Below are 15,240 nucleotides of genomic sequence, written 5' to 3'. Positions count from 1 at the left end.
AATCGCCGCCTTTCCGCCGACCCCGCCGCCCGTGACCACTTCCCAGCCCCCCGCCGCCGCCCCGTTGACCTACCGCGACGCCGGCGTCGACATCGATGCCGGCAACGCCGTCGTCGAACGCATCAAGCCCCTGGTCAAGCGCAGTTTCCGCCCCGAGGTGATGGGCGGGCTGGGCGGCTTCGGCGCGCTGTTCGACCTGTCCGGCAAGTACCGCGAGCCGGTCCTGGTGTCCGGCACCGACGGCGTCGGCACCAAGCTGAAGCTGGCGCAGCAGCTCGGCCGCCACGACACCATCGGCATCGATCTGGTCGGCATGTGCGTCAACGACGTGCTGGTGCAGGGCGCCGAGCCACTGTTCTTCCTGGACTACTTTGCCACCGGCAAGCTCGACGTGGAGACCACCGTGGCGGTGGTCGGCGGCATCGCCCGCGGCTGCGAGCTGGCCGGCTGCGCGCTGATCGGCGGCGAGACCGCGGAAATGCCCGACATGTACCCGCCGGGCGAATACGACCTGGCCGGCTTCACCGTCGGCGCGGTGGAGAAGTCGCAACTGCTCGACGGCGCCCGCGTGCGCCAGGGCGACGTGCTGATCGGCATCGCCTCCTCCGGTCCGCATTCCAACGGCTACTCGCTGATCCGCCGCATCTACGACCGCGCCGGGCGCCCGGCCGACCTGCAGGTCGGTGGCGTGGCCCTGGCCGACGCGCTGATGGCGCCGACCGCGCTGTACGTCAAGCCGATCCTGTCGCTGCTGCGCGAACAGGGCGAAGGCATCCACGCCATGGCGCACATCACCGGCGGCGGCCTGACCGAGAACATCATCCGCGTCATCCCGGAGGGCCTGGGCCTGGACATCCGCGCCAGCGCCTGGACCCTGCCGCCGGTGTTCGAGTGGCTGCAGCGCGAAGGCGCGGTGGCCGACAGCGAGATGTGGCGAACCTTCAACTGCGGCATCGGCTTCGTGCTGGTCGCCGCGCCGGCGCAGGTGGCCGCGCTGGAGCGCAGCCTGGACACCCTGGGCCTGGCGCACTGGCAGATCGGCGCGGTGGTGGCCGCCGCGGACGCTGGCGAACGCGTCCACATCGGCTGAGCCGCATGGCGGCGGCCAAGCGCGCCTGGCTGGCGCTGGCGCTGGCGGTGTTCGCCGCCAGTTGGCTGCGGCCGCTGTGGCCGGCGGAACAGGCCATGCACAGCTCCCTGGCGGTGCTGGGCCTGGCCTGGCTGGTCTGGCACGACCGGCGCTGGCCGCTGCGCACCGGCCACTTCGCCGCCATCTGCCTCTTCATCAGCGTGCACAACGTCGCCGCGCACTGGCTCTATTCCAATGTGCCCTACGACCAATGGTTGCGCGCGTTGACCGGCGGTTGGTCGCCGAGTGCGGCGTTCGGCTGGCAGCGCAATCACACCGACCGGCTGATCCACCTGCTGTTCGGGGCGTGCTTCGCGCCGGCGCTGCGCGACCACGCGCGCCAGCGCTGGCCGGCGCTGTCGGCGCGGCAGGCCTTCGTGCTGGCGACGATGGCGATCATGTGCGCCAGCCTGGTCTACGAATGGCTGGAGTGGCTGATCGCGCTGCTGCTGTCGCCGGAGCAGGCCGAGTCCTACAACGGCCAGCAGGGCGATCCCTGGGATGCGCACATGGACATGCTGCTGGCCACGCTGGGCTGCGCCAGCGCCTGGCCATGGCGACGTGCCGCGCCGCCGCTCCCCTCCACGCCGCGCTGAGACCGACGATGTCGCTGCCACCGCCTCTTCCCGCACGCGGCCACCCCGACACCGAGGTGGCGCGCGCCAACTTCGACTTGAACACCCTGTCGACCTTGTATGGCGTGATGGCGGGGATGCAGATCGTCATGATGCTGCTGGTGGGCGCCGTCCTGGCCTACGGCGTGCACGAGGAGGCGCAGCTCAACGCCGTCGGCCAGAGCCCGGACGAGGCCCAGGGTGGCGTCATCGCGATCGCGATGCTGTCGTTCCTGCTGGGCGTCATCCTGCTTTCCTTGGTCCTCAACATCCTGGTAGCGCAGGCCTTGCGCCAACGTCGCCGGCTGGGGCTGTGCTACGCCGGCGCCGCGATCACCTGCTTCGGCTTCCCGCTGGGCACTGCGCTGGGCATCGCCACCTTGCTGACGCTGCAACGCCCCGCGGTGGGCGCCCTGTTCCGGAACCCTGTCCGATGACGCTTCGCCTCGCCGTGCTCGCCTCCGGCCGCGGCTCCAATCTACAGGCCATCCTCGCCGCGATCGCCGCCGGCACCCTCGATGCCGAGGTGGTCGGGGTGTTCGGCGATCGCCCCGAAGCGCCGGCGCTGGCGATGGTGGCGCCGGATCGCCGCTGGGCGGCCCAGCCCAAGACCTTCCCCGACCGCGCCGCGTTCGACCAGGCGCTGGGCGACGCCGTCGCCGCGGCGCAGCCGGACTGGGTGGTCTGCGCCGGCTACATGCGCATCCTCGGCGCCGGCATCGTGCAGCGTTTCGGCGGACGCCTGCTCAACATCCACCCCTCGCTGCTGCCCAAGTACCGCGGGTTGCATACCCACGCCCAGGCCTTGGCGGCCGGCGACGCCGAGCACGGCGCCAGCGTGCATTTCGTGGTGCCGGAACTGGATGCCGGCGCGGTGATCGCACAAGTACGGGTGCCGGTGCAGGCCGGCGATGGCCCGGACGACCTGGCGCAGCGCCTGCTGCCGCGCGAACACCGGCTGCTGTGCGCCGTGCTACGGCTGGCGGCCGCGGGCCGCCTGGCTGAACGGGACGGCAAGGTGTGGCTGGACGGTCAGTGCCGGTTTAGTCCGCTGCGCCTAGATTGCGACGACGTGCTGCTTCCCTGAATGCGCTGCCGCACCTGTCCGCGGCCCCTCCCCCCTTCTTCCCTTCCGCTCACGCCAGCCGATCCCATGAAGCTCGCTCCGCGTCCGTTCGCCCTCCTCGTCGCGTCCGGCCTCGGCCTGCTGGCGCCCATCGTCGCTGCGCAGGTCGCGCCGGCGCCGGCCGCGCAGCAGGCTGCTCCTGCTCCGACCACGCCCGTCACCGCCACGCCCGCACCGGCCGCCGCAGCGGCGCCGGTGCTGCCGGCGGAGGCCTGGACGCCGCCGCCGCTGCAGCCCTTCGTCGCCACCTACGACGCCCTGTACAAGGGCAAGCCGGCCGGCGACGCGCGCATGGACGTGGTGCATACCGGCGGCGACCAGTGGCGGGTCGACCTGGGCGTGCACGGCCGCAGCGGCTTCGCCAGCATCCTTGGCCTGAACATCGAGCAGAGCACGGTGTTCACGGTGGAGGACGGCCGCTACGTTCCGCAGAGCCAGAGCACGGTCAAGAAGGCGGTGTTCTTCGGCAAGAAGGTTACCGGCGTGTACGACTGGAAGCAGGGCGTGGCGCGCTGGGACGGCGACCTGAAGAAGGACCGGCAGGCGCCGATCCCGCTGCAGCCCGGCGACCAGAGCGCGCTGCTGCTCAACCTCTCGCTGATGCGCGACGCGCAACCTGGCAAGACCATGACCTATCGGTTCGTCGACGTCGGCCGGGTACGCGAACATGTGTACCGCGCCGCCGACCAGACCGAGACCGTGCAGGTCGGCGACATCAGCTACGACGCATTGCGGGTGTCGCGCACCAACGGCGGCCGCAATGAGACCATCCTGTGGATCGCCAACGGCGTGCCGACGCCGGTGCGCATCCTGCAGCGCGAAGACGGCGAAGACCGCATCGACCTGCGCCTGACCGAATACCAAGGAGCCTGACCATGACCCGCATCGCCCGCCCGCTGACCGCCCTCGCCGCTGCCCTGCTGGCCACCGCCAGCCTGCCCGCCCTGGCCCTGGAGCCGTTCACCGCGGACTACCAGGCCAGCTACATGGGCATGCAGGCCAACGGCGTGATGACCCTGGCCAAGCAAGGCGGCGACCGCTGGCGCTACAGCCTGGCGATCAAGAACCAGGTCGCCGACCTCAGCCAGAGCACCGTGTTCGAGGAAAAGGGCGGGCAGTTGCGTCCGCTCAGCAGCGACGACCGCTCGGTGTTCCTGATCAAGAAGAAGGCGGTGACCGCCAACTACGACTGGAACACCGGCCAGGCGACCTGGGGCGGCGACCTCAAGGCCGACCGCCGCGGCCCGGTGAAGCTGCAGCCGGGCGACATGGACGCGCTGCTGATCAACCTGGCGATCGCGCGCGACGTCAACGCCGGCAAGACCCCGAGCTACCGCATGGTCGACGAGGGCCGCGCCAAGCCGATGACCTACCGCATCGCCGGCAAGGAAGCGGTCACCGTCAACGGCAAGACCGAACAGGCGACCAAGGTCAGCCGCACCGACGGCTCCAAGGAAATCGTGGCCTGGATCGTGCCGGACATGCCGGTGCCGGTGCGCATCCTGCAACGCGAGAACGGCCAGGACGCACTGGACCTGACGATCAAGGCGTTGCGCTGAAGAGCCGGGATTGGGGAATGGGGATTGGGGAATCGTGAAAGCGGTTCCCCGCGCGTGATCGTTCCCGTGTGAGGGCTGGGATTGGGGAATCGCAACAGCGGCTCCCCGCCTGGGGTTTTTCCCATGTAGGAGCGGCTTCAGCCGCGACGCGCTGAGCCGGGATTTGGGATTCGGGAATCGCAACAGCAGTTCCCTGCCCGTGGTGCTTCCCATGTGGGAGGGGCTTCAGCCCCGACGCGCGGATGCGAATCGTCTTGCGGAAACCAGCTGGCGATTTGCAGGAGACCTCAAGCGGCGCGCGTCGACTCCTATCCACGGCACATGGACCGTGACGACCGACGGGCCTTTCTCTGCAGCACTCCCCACGCGGGCGCCACCTGGGCGGCGCCCTGCCCCACGCCGTTACTTCTTCTCCGCCGGCGCGGCCTTGAAGGTGGTGCGGCAATCCACGCGGATCTGCGCGCCGGTGCTGCGCCAGTAGAACGTGCTGCACTCGCGCGGGCCGTTCTGGGTGCGGCTGACGCCGACCGCGTAGAACGACTGCCAGATCTCGTCGCGGGTGACCTGGCCGTCGCCGTTCCAGTCCATGTCACGCTCCTCGATGCCCTGGGTGATGGCGATGCCGGTGTACCAGGCATAGCCGACCCAGGCCAGCAGCACCACCACGATCGCCAGCAACACTTTGCGCCGGCGGCTGAAGCGGCCGCTGAGGATCATGCGACGCGCCGGATGGACGCGCCCAGCGCCCCCAGCTTCTCCTCGATGTTCTCGTACCCCCGGTCCAGGTGGTAGATGCGGTCGATGGTGGTGTCGCCGTCGGCGACCAGGCCGGCCAGGATCAGCGAGGCCGAGGCGCGCAGGTCGGTGGCCATCACCGGCGCGCCGCTGAGCCGCTCGGCGCCGCGCACGATCGCGGTGTGCCCTTCGATCTGGATGTCCGCGCCCAGGCGCAGCAGTTCGTTGACGTGCATGAAACGGTTCTCGAAGATCGTTTCGTTGATCACGCCGACGCCGTCGGCCACGCAGTTGAGCGCCATGAACTGCGCCTGCATGTCGGTGGGGAACGCCGGGTACGGCGCGGTGGTCAGGCTGACCGCGCGCGGGCGCTTGCCGTGCATGTCCAGGCGGATCCAGTCCTCGCCGGTCTCGATGCTGGCGCCGGCCTCGGTGAGCTTGTCCAACACTGCGTCGAGGGTGTCGGCGCGCGCGCGGCGCACGGTGACGCTGCCGCCGGTCATCGCCGCGGCGACCAGGAAGGTGCCGGTCTCGATACGGTCCGGCAGCACCGCGTGGCGGCCGCCGGACAGGCGCTCCACGCCGTGCACGACGATGCGCGAGGTGCCGGCGCCTTCGATCTTCGCGCCCAGCGCGATCAGGCAGTCGGCCAGGTCGCTGACCTCCGGCTCCATCGCCGCGTTCTCCAGCACGGTGGTGCCGTCGGCCAGGGCCGCGGCCATCAGCACGTTCTCGGTGCCGGTGACGCTGACCATGTCGAACACGTAGCGGCCGCCCTTGAGCCGGCCGTTGCTGCTGGCCTTGATGTAGCCGTTCTCGACACTGATCTCCGCGCCCAGCGCCTGCAGGCCCTTGATGTGCTGGTCGACCGGCCGCGAACCGATCGCGCAGCCGCCCGGCAGCGACACTTCGGCCGCGCCGAACTTGGCCAGCAGCGGGCCCAGCACCAGGATCGAGGCGCGCATGGTGCGCACCAGTTCGTACGGGGCGACGTGCTGGTGGACCTTGCGCGGGTCGACGGTGATCGCGCTACCGCGCGACAGCGTGCCTTCGTCGATGGTGACTTCCGCGCCCAGCTCGCCGAGCAGCTTCACCGTGGTGATCACGTCGTGCAGTTGCGGCACGTTGGTGATCTCCACCGGCGCATCGGCCAGCAGGGTCGCGCAGAGGATCGGCAGCACGGCGTTCTTGGCGCCGGAAATGTTCACTTCACCGTGCAGCGCGTTGCCGCCGGTCACTACGATTTTGGCCATGGGTCTCGTGGGGGAATTGAAAGGGGAGAAACGGGCGCGCGGCGGCTCAGCCGGCGGCGCGCCCGGCCTGCTCGGGGGTCAGGGTGGTCAGGGCCAGCGCGTGGATCGCCCCGCCCATCAGCTCGCCCAGGGTGGCGTAGACCATGCGGTGGCGGGCCAGCGGCAGCTTGCCGGCGAAGGCGGCGCTGACCACGGTGGCCTCGAAGTGCACGCCGTCGTCGCCCTGCACCTGCACCTGCGCGTCCGGCAGGCCGGCCTCGATGAGTTTACGGATGGTTTCGGCGTCCACCGGGCTTTCCTAATAAAATGATCGGCCATTCTACCCTCCGACCGGCACCCGCATGGATGTATCGCCCCTGTCTCCCACGATGCCCGACGACGCCGGCCTGGTCGCCAGCGGCCGTCGCGTGGTCGAGATCGAACAGGCCGCGCTGGCGGCGGTCGGCGCCCGCATCGGCGCCGACTTCGCCGCCGCCTGCCGGTTGATCCTGGATTCGCGCGGGCGCGTGGTCGCCACCGGCATGGGCAAGTCCGGCCACGTCGCGCGCAAGATCGCCGCCACCCTCGCCTCCACCGGCACCCCGGCGTTCTTCGTGCACCCGGGCGAGGCCGGGCACGGCGACCTGGGCATGATCACCGACGCCGACGTGGTCCTGGCGCTGTCCTACTCCGGCGAGTCCGACGAGATCCTGATGCTGCTGCCGGTGCTCAAGCGCCAGGGCAACGCGGTGATCGCGATGACCGGCCGTGCACAGTCCACGCTGGCGCGCGAGGCCGACCTGCACCTGGACGTCAGCGTGCCGGCCGAAGCCTGCCCGCTGGACCTGGCGCCGACCTCCAGCACCACCGCCTCGCTGGCGCTGGGCGATGCGCTGGCAGTGGCGCTGCTGGACGCACGCGGCTTCACCGCCGACGACTTCGCCCGCTCGCACCCGGCCGGCAGCCTCGGCCGCCGCCTGTTGCTGCACATCACCGACGTCATGCACCGCGGCGACGAACTGCCCAAGGTGCGCGAGGACGCCAGCCTCAGCGAGGCGCTGGTGGAGATGAGCCGCAAGCGCCTGGGCATGACCGCGGTGGTCGACGCCGACGATCGCCTGCTCGGGCTGTTCACCGACGGCGACCTGCGCCGGGCCCTGGACAGCGCGCTGGACGTGCGCCAGACCCGCATCGCCGAGGTGATGACCCGGCAGCCGCGCACCATCGGCGCCGACCAGCTCGCCGCCGAGGCCGCCCGGCTGATGGAGACCCACCAGATCAACGGCCTGATCGTGGTCGACGCGGCCGGCCGCGCGGTCGGCGCGCTCAACATTCACGACCTGTTGCGCGCCAGAGTGGTTTAACAGGCTGAACCTGTTCACTGCCCGCGGTGCCCCACGCCGCTGGCCCTGGCCGCTGGAAAGCCGGCCTCCCCGCCCCGATATCCCGAACATGCCCTATTCCCCGCTGGCCGACCTCCCCGCCGACCTGATCGACCGCGCCGCCCGGATCCGCCTGGCGTGCTTCGACGTGGACGGCACGCTGACCGACGGCCGCCTGTACTACGACCGCGACGGCAACGAGAGCAAAGCCTTCAACGTGCTCGACGGCCAGGGCCTGGTGCAGTTGCGCCGGCATGGCATCGACGTGGCGCTGATCACCGCGCGGCCGAGCCTGGCCGCGGAGAAGCGCGGCCAGGAACTGGGCCTGCTGGTGCAGATCGGGGTCAAGGACAAGCGTGCCGGCGTGCAGGCGCTGTGCGACGAACGCGGCATCGGCCTGGAGCAGGTCTGCTTCATGGGCGACGATCTGCCCGACCTGGCGCCGCTGCGCGTGGTCGGCCTGGCAGTCGCCCCGGCCAACGCGCATCCCTGGACGGCCGAACACGTGCACTGGACCACCCGCGCCCGCGGCGGCGAAGGCGCCGCGCGCGAACTGTGCGACGTGCTGCTGGCCGCACAGGGCCATGTCCCCTCACTGCTGCAGGAGCACGGCGCATGAACTGGCGCACCACTCTCGGCGGCCTGCTGCTGGTCGGGGCGCTGATCAGCGGCTGGTCGGCCTGGAACCAACGCAGCAAGCCGAGTCGCAATCCTTCCGACGAAGCCAGCGTGGACTACATCGCCCGCGACTTCGAGATCGTCAGCCTGGACAAGCAGGGCAAGGAAGCGATGACCCTGCGCGCGCCGCAGATGGAGCGCAGTCGCGCCGACCAGACGATGTCGATCGTGACCCCGCTGTTCCTGCTGCCCGACGCCAACGGCCAGCACTGGGAAATGCGCAGCAAGACCGGCTGGGTCAGCGCCGACGGCGACGAACTGCGCCTGCGCGGCGACGTCGCCGGCGACAGCCCCAAGGTGCCCAGCATCCCGCCCACCACGTTCCGTACCCAGAGCCTGGACGTCTTCCCGCAGACCAACAGCGCGCGCACCGCCGACCCGGTCACGATGACCCGGCCCGGTATGATGCAGACCGGCGTCGGCTTCCAGGTCGACTTGAAATCCCGGCAGTACAAGCTCCTTTCACAGGTCAAGTCCCGTTATGAACCGAATGCTGCCCGCTAAGCTCGCCCTGCTCGCCCTGCTGCTGCCGACCCTGGCGCTGGCCAAGTCGACCGACCGCAACCAGCCGATGGACATCAAGTCCGATGCGCAGGACGGCAACATGATGGCCGACGACGGCAAGGTCCGTTTCTTCGGCAATGTCGTCATCATCCAGGGCACGCTGGAGATCCATGCCGATACCGCCGACCTGTTCCGCAAGAACGGCGACATCGATCGCGTCGTGCTGACCGGCAAGCAGGCCACCCTGAAGCAGGAACTGGACGATGGCTCGCCGATGGACGCGGTCGCCGACAACATCGACTACAAGGTGCCCACCGACACGGTGATCCTCACCGGCAATTACCGCATGACCTCGCCCAAGGGCACCAATGCCGGCCAGCGCATGGTCTACAACACCAAGACCGGCGACATGCAGGGCGGCGGCGACGGCACGCGCGTGCACACGGTGATCCAGCCGAAGAACGCCGGCGCTGCTCCGGGCGCCACGCCTGCCAACGGCGCCAAGCCCGCCGCCAAGCCGGCCGCGGCACCCGCCAAGCCGGCCAAGCAAGGAGGCCAGTGATGCTGCTCGCCGAAGGCCTGCGCAAGCGCTACAAGCAGCGCGAAGTGGTGCGCGACTTCGCACTGACCCTGGAGGCCGGCGAAGTGGTCGGCCTGCTCGGCCCCAACGGCGCCGGCAAGACCACCTGCTTCTACATGATCGTCGGCCTGGTCGACGCCGATGCGGGGCGCATCGTGCTCGACGGCAACGACATCACCGCGTTGCCGATGTACAAGCGCGCCAAGCTCGGCGTCGGCTACCTGCCGCAGGAACCATCGGTGTTCCGCAAGCTCAGCGTCGCCGACAACATCCGCCTGGTGCTGGAACTGCGCGAGGACCTGGACGCCGCCGGACAGGAACGCGAACTGGTGGCGCTGCTGGACGAACTGCAGATCAGCCACGTCGCCGACCAGCTCGGCGCCAGCCTCTCCGGCGGCGAGCGCCGTCGCTGCGAGATCGCCCGCGCGTTGGCGGCCAAGCCGCGGCTGATGCTGCTCGACGAGCCCTTCGCCGGCGTCGACCCGATCTCGGTCGGCGAGATCCAGCGCATCGTCACCCACCTCAAGCAGCGCGGCATCGGCGTGCTCATCACCGACCACAACGTGCGCGAAACCTTGGGAATCTGCGACCGGGCGTATATCCTCAACGAGGGCAGCGTGTTGGCGCAGGGGGCGCCGAAAGCGCTGCTGGCCAACAGCGACGTGCGCCGCGTCTACCTCGGGGAAACCTTCAGGCTCTGACCGCGCACGCGCCGGCTACGCTCCTTCCGCGCTCGGTACAGGCATGAAAGCACGGCTGCAGACATCGCTGGGACAGCACCTGGTCATGACGCCGCAGTTGCGGCAGGCGATCAAGCTATTGCAGATGTCCAGCGCCGAACTGGAAGTGGAGATCGCCGAGGCGGTGGAGAGCAATCCGCTGCTGGAATGGTCCGAGGATGCCGCACCGGCGTTCGAACGCAGCGAAGGCGCCGACCACGGGCTTGACCACGACCACGACCACGCGGCAGGCGACACACGCAGCGACAACGATGGCGACCGCGGCGAATCCGCGACGGCCAGCGACGGCGCCGACTGGGCCGACGCCGAGCCGGCCTGGGCCGGCGGCAGCGGCGGTTCGTTCGACGACGACGACCTGGGCAGCGCGGCCGAGCGTGTGGCCGAGCCGGACACCCTGATCGACCACCTGCTGTGGCAGCTGCACCTGTCGCCGCTGTCGGCGCGCGACCGCAGCATCGGCGCGGCGCTGATCGACGCGCTCGACGACGACGGTTACCTGCGCGAGCCGCTGGCCGCGATCGCCGAGACCCTGCGCCCGGACATCGCCGCCGAGGAGGACGAGATCCTCACCGTGCTGCACCAGATCCAGCGCTTCGACCCGGCCGGCATCGCCGCGCGCAGCCTGGGCGAGTGCCTGACCCTGCAGTTGGACACCCTGCCCGAGGACACGCCGGGTCTGGCCTTGGCCCGCATCATCGCCAACGGTCCGCTGGAGCGGTTGCCGCGCAGCGGCGTGGCCGGGCTGGCCCACGAACTCAAGCGTCCGGCGGCGGAGGTCGACACCGCGGTCGCGCTGCTGCGCTCGCTGGATCCGCGCCCGGGCAAGCAGATCGGCGAACTGGGCAGCGACACCTATGTGGTGCCGGACTGCGTGGTCTGGCGCCAGCGCGGGGTGTGGCATGCGGCGCTGTCGGCGCACGCCCAGCCCAAGGTCACCATCCACCGCGGCTACGAGCGGCTGATCCGCCAGTGCGGCGAAAGCGACGCCGGCTACCTGCGCGGGCAACTGCAGGAAGCGCGCTGGCTGCTGAAGAGCCTGGAGGCACGCGGCGAGACCCTGCTCAAGGTGACCCGTTGCCTGCTCAAGCAGCAGGCCGGCTTCCTGGAGTTCGGCGAACAGGCGCTGCGGCCGCTGACCCTGCGCGAGATCGCCGGCGAACTGGGCCTGCACGAAAGCACCATTTCGCGCGCCATCGCCCGCAAGTACGTGCGCACCCCGCGCGGCACCATCCCGCTGCGCGCCTTCTTCGCCTCGGGCATCGACACCGACAGCGGCGGCGAGGCGTCCAGCACGGCGATCCAGGCGATGATCCGGCGGCTGATCGAGGCGGAAAATCCGCGCAAGCCGCTTTCTGACGCCAAGCTGGCCGACCTGCTGAAAAGTGCCGGCGTGCCTGTAGCGCGCCGCACCGTGGCGAAGTATCGTGAGGCCATGAACATTTCCGCCTCCCACGAACGCGTCCGGATCGGCTAGCGGCGGCGGCGATGGTTCATAGGTGTGAAACCCGAACCTAGGAGTATCCGATGCGTATCGAGACCTACGGCCAGCAGATCGAAGTCACCCCCGCCCTGCGCGAGTATGTGGAGACCAAGCTGCAACGGCTGAAGCGACACTACGAGGAAACCATCGAGGTCCGCGCCCAACTGGCGCTGCGCAAGCCCGACCACCATGTCGAGGCCACCGTCAATGTCCCCGGCCGCACCCTGCACGCCGACGCCAGCGCGCAGACCATGTACGCGGCGATCGACCTGCTCGCCGACAAGCTGGACCGGCTGATCATCAAGCACAAGGAAAAGAAGCACGACCACCATGCGGCCGAGGTGCGCGACAATCTCGCGTGATCCTTCCCACGTTGCGCCGCCATGCCCTTGACCGATCTGATGGCGGCCGTCAGCACCCAGGTGCTTGCGGCCGCCGATCGCGACACCCTGCTGCACACCGCCGCCGGTCTGCTGGCCTGCCAGCAGGCCGGCGCCGATGAACTCTTCGCCAGCCTGCGCGAGCGCGAGCAGCTGGGCAGCACCGCCATCGGCCATGGGATCGCCATCCCGCACGGCCGCGCGCCGGACCTGGACGCCCCACGCGGCGCGCTGCTGCGCCTGCAACAGCCGATCGATTTCGACGGCCAGGGCACCCTGGTCGACCTGATTTTCGCCATGGCGGTCCCGGCGCACTACACCCACCAACACCTGATGCTGCTGTCCGAACTGGCCGAGCAGTTCTCCATCGCCGAATTCCGCGACGCCCTGCGCAACGCGCCGGACGCCGCCGCACTGTATGCGCTGCTCGGCGGCGCGCCACGGGCCGCCGCATGAACACCAGCATCGACGCACGCGAGCTGTTCGACCAGCAGCGCGACCGCCTGGGCCTGCGCTGGATTGCCGGGCACAAGGGCGAACACCGGGTGCTGGAGGCCGGCAATGCGGTCTCGCGGCGGCCGTCGCTGGCCGGCTACCTCAACACCATCTACCCCAACAAGGTGCAGATCCTCGGCACCGAGGAACTGGCCTGGCTGGACTCGCTGGACGCGCGCCAGCGCTGGGAGACCATCGAGAAGATCGTGCAGGTGCGGCCGCTGGCGCTGGTGGTCACCAAGAACCAGTCGTGCCCGGAAGACCTGCGCGCGGCCGCCGACGAATCCGATACGCCGCTGTGGGTCTCGCCCAAGCGCGGCCACGAACTGCTCAATCACCTCTCCTACCACCTGGCCCGCACGCTGGCGCCGCGGGTGATCCTGCATGGCGTGTTCATGGAGATCTACTCGATCGGCGTGCTGATCACCGGCGAGGCGGGTTCGGGCAAGAGCGAACTGGCGCTGGAACTGCTCAGCCGCGGCCACCGCCTGGTCGCCGACGACGCCCCGGAATTCACCCAGATCGCCCCCGACGTGCTCGACGGCACCTGCCCGGAACTGCTGCAGGACCTGCTGGAAGTGCGTGGGCTGGGCGTGCTCAACGTGCGCGAGATGTTCGGCGACACGGCTGTAAAGAAGAACAAGTACCTTCGGCTCATCGTGCATCTGACCCGGCCCATGACCGAGCCCACGCCCCACGGCTACGAGCGCCTCACCGGCGATTCCGGCACACGCCACGTGCTGGACCTGGACGTACCGCTGATCACCCTGCCGGTGATGCCCGGCCGCAACCTGGCGGTGCTGACCGAGGCCGCCACGCGCCTGCACATCCTGCGCACCAAGGGCATCGATCCGGCGGCGATGTTCATCGCCCGCCACAGCAACCTGCTGGAGCGGCGCAATCCATGACCGCCGGCGCCAACACCTCCACCCTGGTCATCGTCAGCGGCCTGTCCGGCTCCGGAAAGTCGGTGGCGCTGAAGACCTTCGAGGACCTGGACTACTACTGCGTCGACAACCTGCCCGTGGAACTGCTGCCGGCCTTCGTCAAGAGCCTGGTGCGCGAGGACGCTGGCCCCAGCAAGCTGGCGGTGGGCATCGACGTGCGCAGCCGCCACAGCGACCTCACCCAGCTCTCGCGCTGGCGCGAGGCGGTGGCGCAGTTCGGCCTGGATGCGCGGCTGCTGTTCTTCGACGCCAACGACGAGGCGCTGATCAAGCGCTACGCCGACACCCGCCGGCGTCATCCGCTGTCGCATCAGGGTCTGTCGCTGCCGGAGGCGATCGAGCGCGAGCGCGCCCTGACCGAGCCGCTGCGCGAGGCGGCCGATGCGGTGATCGACACCAGCACGCTCAACGTGCACCAGTTGCGCCGGCGGGTCACCACCGAATTCGCACTGTCCGCCGAGAACACCTTGTCGCTGCTGTTCGAGTCCTTCGCCTACAAGCGCGGGGTGCCGGCCGAGGCGGATTTCGTGTTCGATGCGCGGGTGCTGCCGAATCCGCACTGGGACCCGGAACTGCGCCCGATGACCGGCCGCGACAGCGGCGTGCGCGAATACCTGGACGCGCAACCGGACGTGCAGCGCTACACCGCGCAGCTGATCGACTTCCTCGACACCTGGCTGCCGCGGCTGCGCAACGACACCCGCAGCTACGTGACCATCGCCTTCGGCTGCACCGGCGGCAAGCACCGCTCGGTCTACCTGGCCGAACGCCTGGCCCGCCACGCCCGCGAACAGGGCTGGCCGGAAGTGGCGACCTTCCATCGCGAGCAGGATTGATCGAAGGCGGGGATTGGGGATTCGGGATTGGGGATTCGCAAGAGCCAGAGCAACGCCCCCGCTTTTGCCAATCTCCAATCCCGAATCCCCAATCCCAGCTCCCCACAGGCATTCCCTGCGCCCTGCCTGACCTGTTAACGTTCTCCCATGGCCTGTGGCATTCTCCTCATCACCCACCCTGGGATCGGCGCCGCGCTGCTGAGCGTGGCGACCCGGCTGTTGCGGCAATTGCCGCTGAAAACCGAAGCGTTCGACGTGCCGTTCGATGCCGACCTCGACGCGCTGCTGCCGCAGGCGTCTGCGGCGTTGCGGCGGGTGGACGATGGCGATGGCGTGCTGGTGGTGACGGATCTGTACGGGGCCAGCCCGAGCAACCTCGCCGCACGGCTGGCGCGCCTGGGCACGCCGGTGCGGCGCGTCTCGGCGCTGAGCCTGCCGATGCTGCTGCGGATCATGAACTACCCCGAACAAGGACTGGAGCAGTTGCCCGCGACCGCCGCCGCCGGCTCGCGCAACGGCGTGGTGATCGACGATGCTTGAACGCGAACTGCTGGTCTCCAACCGCCTCGGCCTGCATGCCCGCGCCACCGCCAAGCTGGTGCAGACGCTGTCCTCGTTCCGCTGCAATGCCACGCTGGCGGCCAAGGGCCGCGAGGTCAACGCCAAGAGCATCATGGGCGTGATGCTGCTGGCCGCCGCGCAAGGCACGCCGGTGACGGTGCGGGTGGACGGGGCCGACGAAGCCGAGGCGCTCAAGGCCGTGGTCGACCTGTTCGAGCGGCGCTTCGACGAGGACAGCTGAGCATGCGCCGCCGGCGGCCGC

At 69.7% G+C, this 15,240-nt stretch carries 21 protein-coding genes; 18 read left to right on the top strand and 3 right to left on the bottom strand.

The window, feature by feature from the left end; translation table 11 throughout:
• Positions 1-31: 31 nt before the first annotated feature.
• The 6 genes from purM (at position 32) to AC1PK7_RS07180 (ending at position 4,428) form a co-directional block, all read left to right on the top strand.
• Positions 32-1,090, top strand: a complete 1,059-nt coding sequence (gene purM, locus AC1PK7_RS07205; protein WP_481070626.1) for a phosphoribosylformylglycinamidine cyclo-ligase — start codon at positions 32-34, stop codon at positions 1,088-1,090.
• Between the two features lie 5 nt (positions 1,091-1,095).
• Positions 1,096-1,725: a DUF2238 domain-containing protein gene (locus tag AC1PK7_RS07200; protein ID WP_481100325.1), complete on the top strand. Its 630-nt coding sequence runs from the start codon at positions 1,096-1,098 to the stop codon at positions 1,723-1,725.
• A gap of 8 nt (positions 1,726-1,733) precedes the next feature.
• Positions 1,734-2,180, top strand: a complete 447-nt coding sequence (locus AC1PK7_RS07195) for a hypothetical protein (RefSeq protein ID WP_481100324.1) — start codon at positions 1,734-1,736, stop codon at positions 2,178-2,180.
• Positions 2,177-2,830 carry a phosphoribosylglycinamide formyltransferase gene (purN, locus tag AC1PK7_RS07190; RefSeq protein ID WP_481100323.1) on the top strand — a complete coding sequence of 218 codons (654 nt, stop codon included), beginning with the start codon at positions 2,177-2,179 and terminating at the stop codon, positions 2,828-2,830. The genes AC1PK7_RS07195 and purN overlap by 4 nt, the downstream gene beginning before the upstream one ends.
• A gap of 66 nt (positions 2,831-2,896) precedes the next feature.
• Positions 2,897-3,742 carry a DUF3108 domain-containing protein gene (locus AC1PK7_RS07185; protein ID WP_481100322.1) on the top strand — a complete coding sequence of 282 codons (846 nt, stop codon included), beginning with the start codon at positions 2,897-2,899 and terminating at the stop codon, positions 3,740-3,742.
• Between the two features lie 2 nt (positions 3,743-3,744).
• Positions 3,745-4,428 carry a DUF3108 domain-containing protein gene (locus tag AC1PK7_RS07180; protein WP_481100321.1) on the top strand — a complete coding sequence of 228 codons (684 nt, stop codon included), beginning with the start codon at positions 3,745-3,747 and terminating at the stop codon, positions 4,426-4,428.
• Between the two features lie 402 nt (positions 4,429-4,830).
• Here AC1PK7_RS07180 and AC1PK7_RS07175 read toward each other — a convergent pair whose 3' ends face one another.
• The 3 genes from AC1PK7_RS07175 to AC1PK7_RS07165 are packed head-to-tail and all read right to left on the bottom strand — an operon-like array spanning position 4,831 to position 6,705.
• Positions 4,831-5,145, bottom strand: a complete 315-nt coding sequence (locus tag AC1PK7_RS07175) for a hypothetical protein (RefSeq protein WP_010344096.1) — start codon at positions 5,143-5,145, stop codon at positions 4,831-4,833.
• Positions 5,142-6,416, bottom strand: coding sequence for a UDP-N-acetylglucosamine 1-carboxyvinyltransferase (gene murA / locus AC1PK7_RS07170; protein WP_010344097.1), 1,275 nt, complete (start codon positions 6,414-6,416; stop codon positions 5,142-5,144). The genes AC1PK7_RS07175 and murA overlap by 4 nt, the downstream gene beginning before the upstream one ends.
• A gap of 46 nt (positions 6,417-6,462) precedes the next feature.
• Positions 6,463-6,705, bottom strand: coding sequence for a BolA family protein (locus AC1PK7_RS07165; protein WP_017910668.1), 243 nt, complete (start codon positions 6,703-6,705; stop codon positions 6,463-6,465).
• 52 nt (positions 6,706-6,757) lie between these two features.
• Between AC1PK7_RS07165 and AC1PK7_RS07160 the strand changes: the two genes are divergently transcribed.
• From AC1PK7_RS07160 to AC1PK7_RS07105, 12 genes are all read left to right on the top strand, one after another.
• Entirely contained in the window at positions 6,758-7,759 is a 1,002-nt protein-coding gene (locus AC1PK7_RS07160; protein ID WP_481100320.1) for a KpsF/GutQ family sugar-phosphate isomerase, read from the top strand.
• Between the two features lie 88 nt (positions 7,760-7,847).
• Positions 7,848-8,396 (top strand): KdsC family phosphatase, encoded by a 549-nt coding sequence (locus AC1PK7_RS07155; RefSeq protein WP_017910666.1) that lies wholly within the window; start codon positions 7,848-7,850, stop codon positions 8,394-8,396.
• Positions 8,393-8,959 (top strand): LPS export ABC transporter periplasmic protein LptC, encoded by a 567-nt coding sequence (lptC, locus tag AC1PK7_RS07150; RefSeq protein ID WP_019797526.1) that lies wholly within the window; start codon positions 8,393-8,395, stop codon positions 8,957-8,959. The genes AC1PK7_RS07155 and lptC overlap by 4 nt, the downstream gene beginning before the upstream one ends.
• Positions 8,937-9,521, top strand: coding sequence for a lipopolysaccharide transport periplasmic protein LptA (lptA, locus tag AC1PK7_RS07145; RefSeq protein WP_029562261.1), 585 nt, complete (start codon positions 8,937-8,939; stop codon positions 9,519-9,521). The genes lptC and lptA overlap by 23 nt, the downstream gene beginning before the upstream one ends.
• Positions 9,521-10,240 (top strand): LPS export ABC transporter ATP-binding protein, encoded by a 720-nt coding sequence (gene lptB, locus AC1PK7_RS07140; protein WP_481100319.1) that lies wholly within the window; start codon positions 9,521-9,523, stop codon positions 10,238-10,240. The genes lptA and lptB overlap by 1 nt, the downstream gene beginning before the upstream one ends.
• Positions 10,241-10,283: 43 nt before the next feature.
• The gene (locus AC1PK7_RS07135) at positions 10,284-11,753 is read left to right on the top strand and encodes an RNA polymerase factor sigma-54 (RefSeq protein ID WP_481100318.1); all 1,470 of its coding nucleotides are present in this window, start codon (positions 10,284-10,286) and stop codon (positions 11,751-11,753) included.
• Positions 11,754-11,803: 50 nt separating this feature from the next.
• Complete coding sequence (hpf, locus tag AC1PK7_RS07130) at positions 11,804-12,121, top strand: ribosome hibernation-promoting factor, HPF/YfiA family (protein ID WP_010344105.1); 318 nt, start codon at positions 11,804-11,806, stop codon at positions 12,119-12,121.
• Positions 12,122-12,142: 21 nt separating this feature from the next.
• Entirely contained in the window at positions 12,143-12,595 is a 453-nt protein-coding gene (locus tag AC1PK7_RS07125; protein ID WP_481100317.1) for a PTS sugar transporter subunit IIA, read from the top strand.
• The gene (gene hprK / locus AC1PK7_RS07120) at positions 12,592-13,542 is read left to right on the top strand and encodes an HPr(Ser) kinase/phosphatase (RefSeq protein ID WP_019795906.1); all 951 of its coding nucleotides are present in this window, start codon (positions 12,592-12,594) and stop codon (positions 13,540-13,542) included. The genes AC1PK7_RS07125 and hprK overlap by 4 nt, the downstream gene beginning before the upstream one ends.
• The gene (gene rapZ, locus AC1PK7_RS07115) at positions 13,539-14,417 is read left to right on the top strand and encodes an RNase adapter RapZ (RefSeq protein ID WP_010344108.1); all 879 of its coding nucleotides are present in this window, start codon (positions 13,539-13,541) and stop codon (positions 14,415-14,417) included. Before hprK ends, rapZ begins: the two co-directional genes overlap by 4 nt.
• 147 nt (positions 14,418-14,564) lie before the next feature.
• Entirely contained in the window at positions 14,565-14,957 is a 393-nt protein-coding gene (locus AC1PK7_RS07110) for a PTS sugar transporter subunit IIA (protein WP_010344109.1), read from the top strand.
• Positions 14,950-15,219, top strand: a complete 270-nt coding sequence (locus AC1PK7_RS07105; protein WP_010344110.1) for an HPr family phosphocarrier protein — start codon at positions 14,950-14,952, stop codon at positions 15,217-15,219. The genes AC1PK7_RS07110 and AC1PK7_RS07105 overlap by 8 nt, the downstream gene beginning before the upstream one ends.
• Positions 15,220-15,240: the final 21 nt, after the last annotated feature.

Source organism: Xanthomonas sp. NCPPB 3174 (assembly GCF_056725205.1).
The sequence above is the reverse complement of the archived record's forward strand: the minus strand, read 5'-3'. Positions and strand labels throughout refer to the sequence as shown.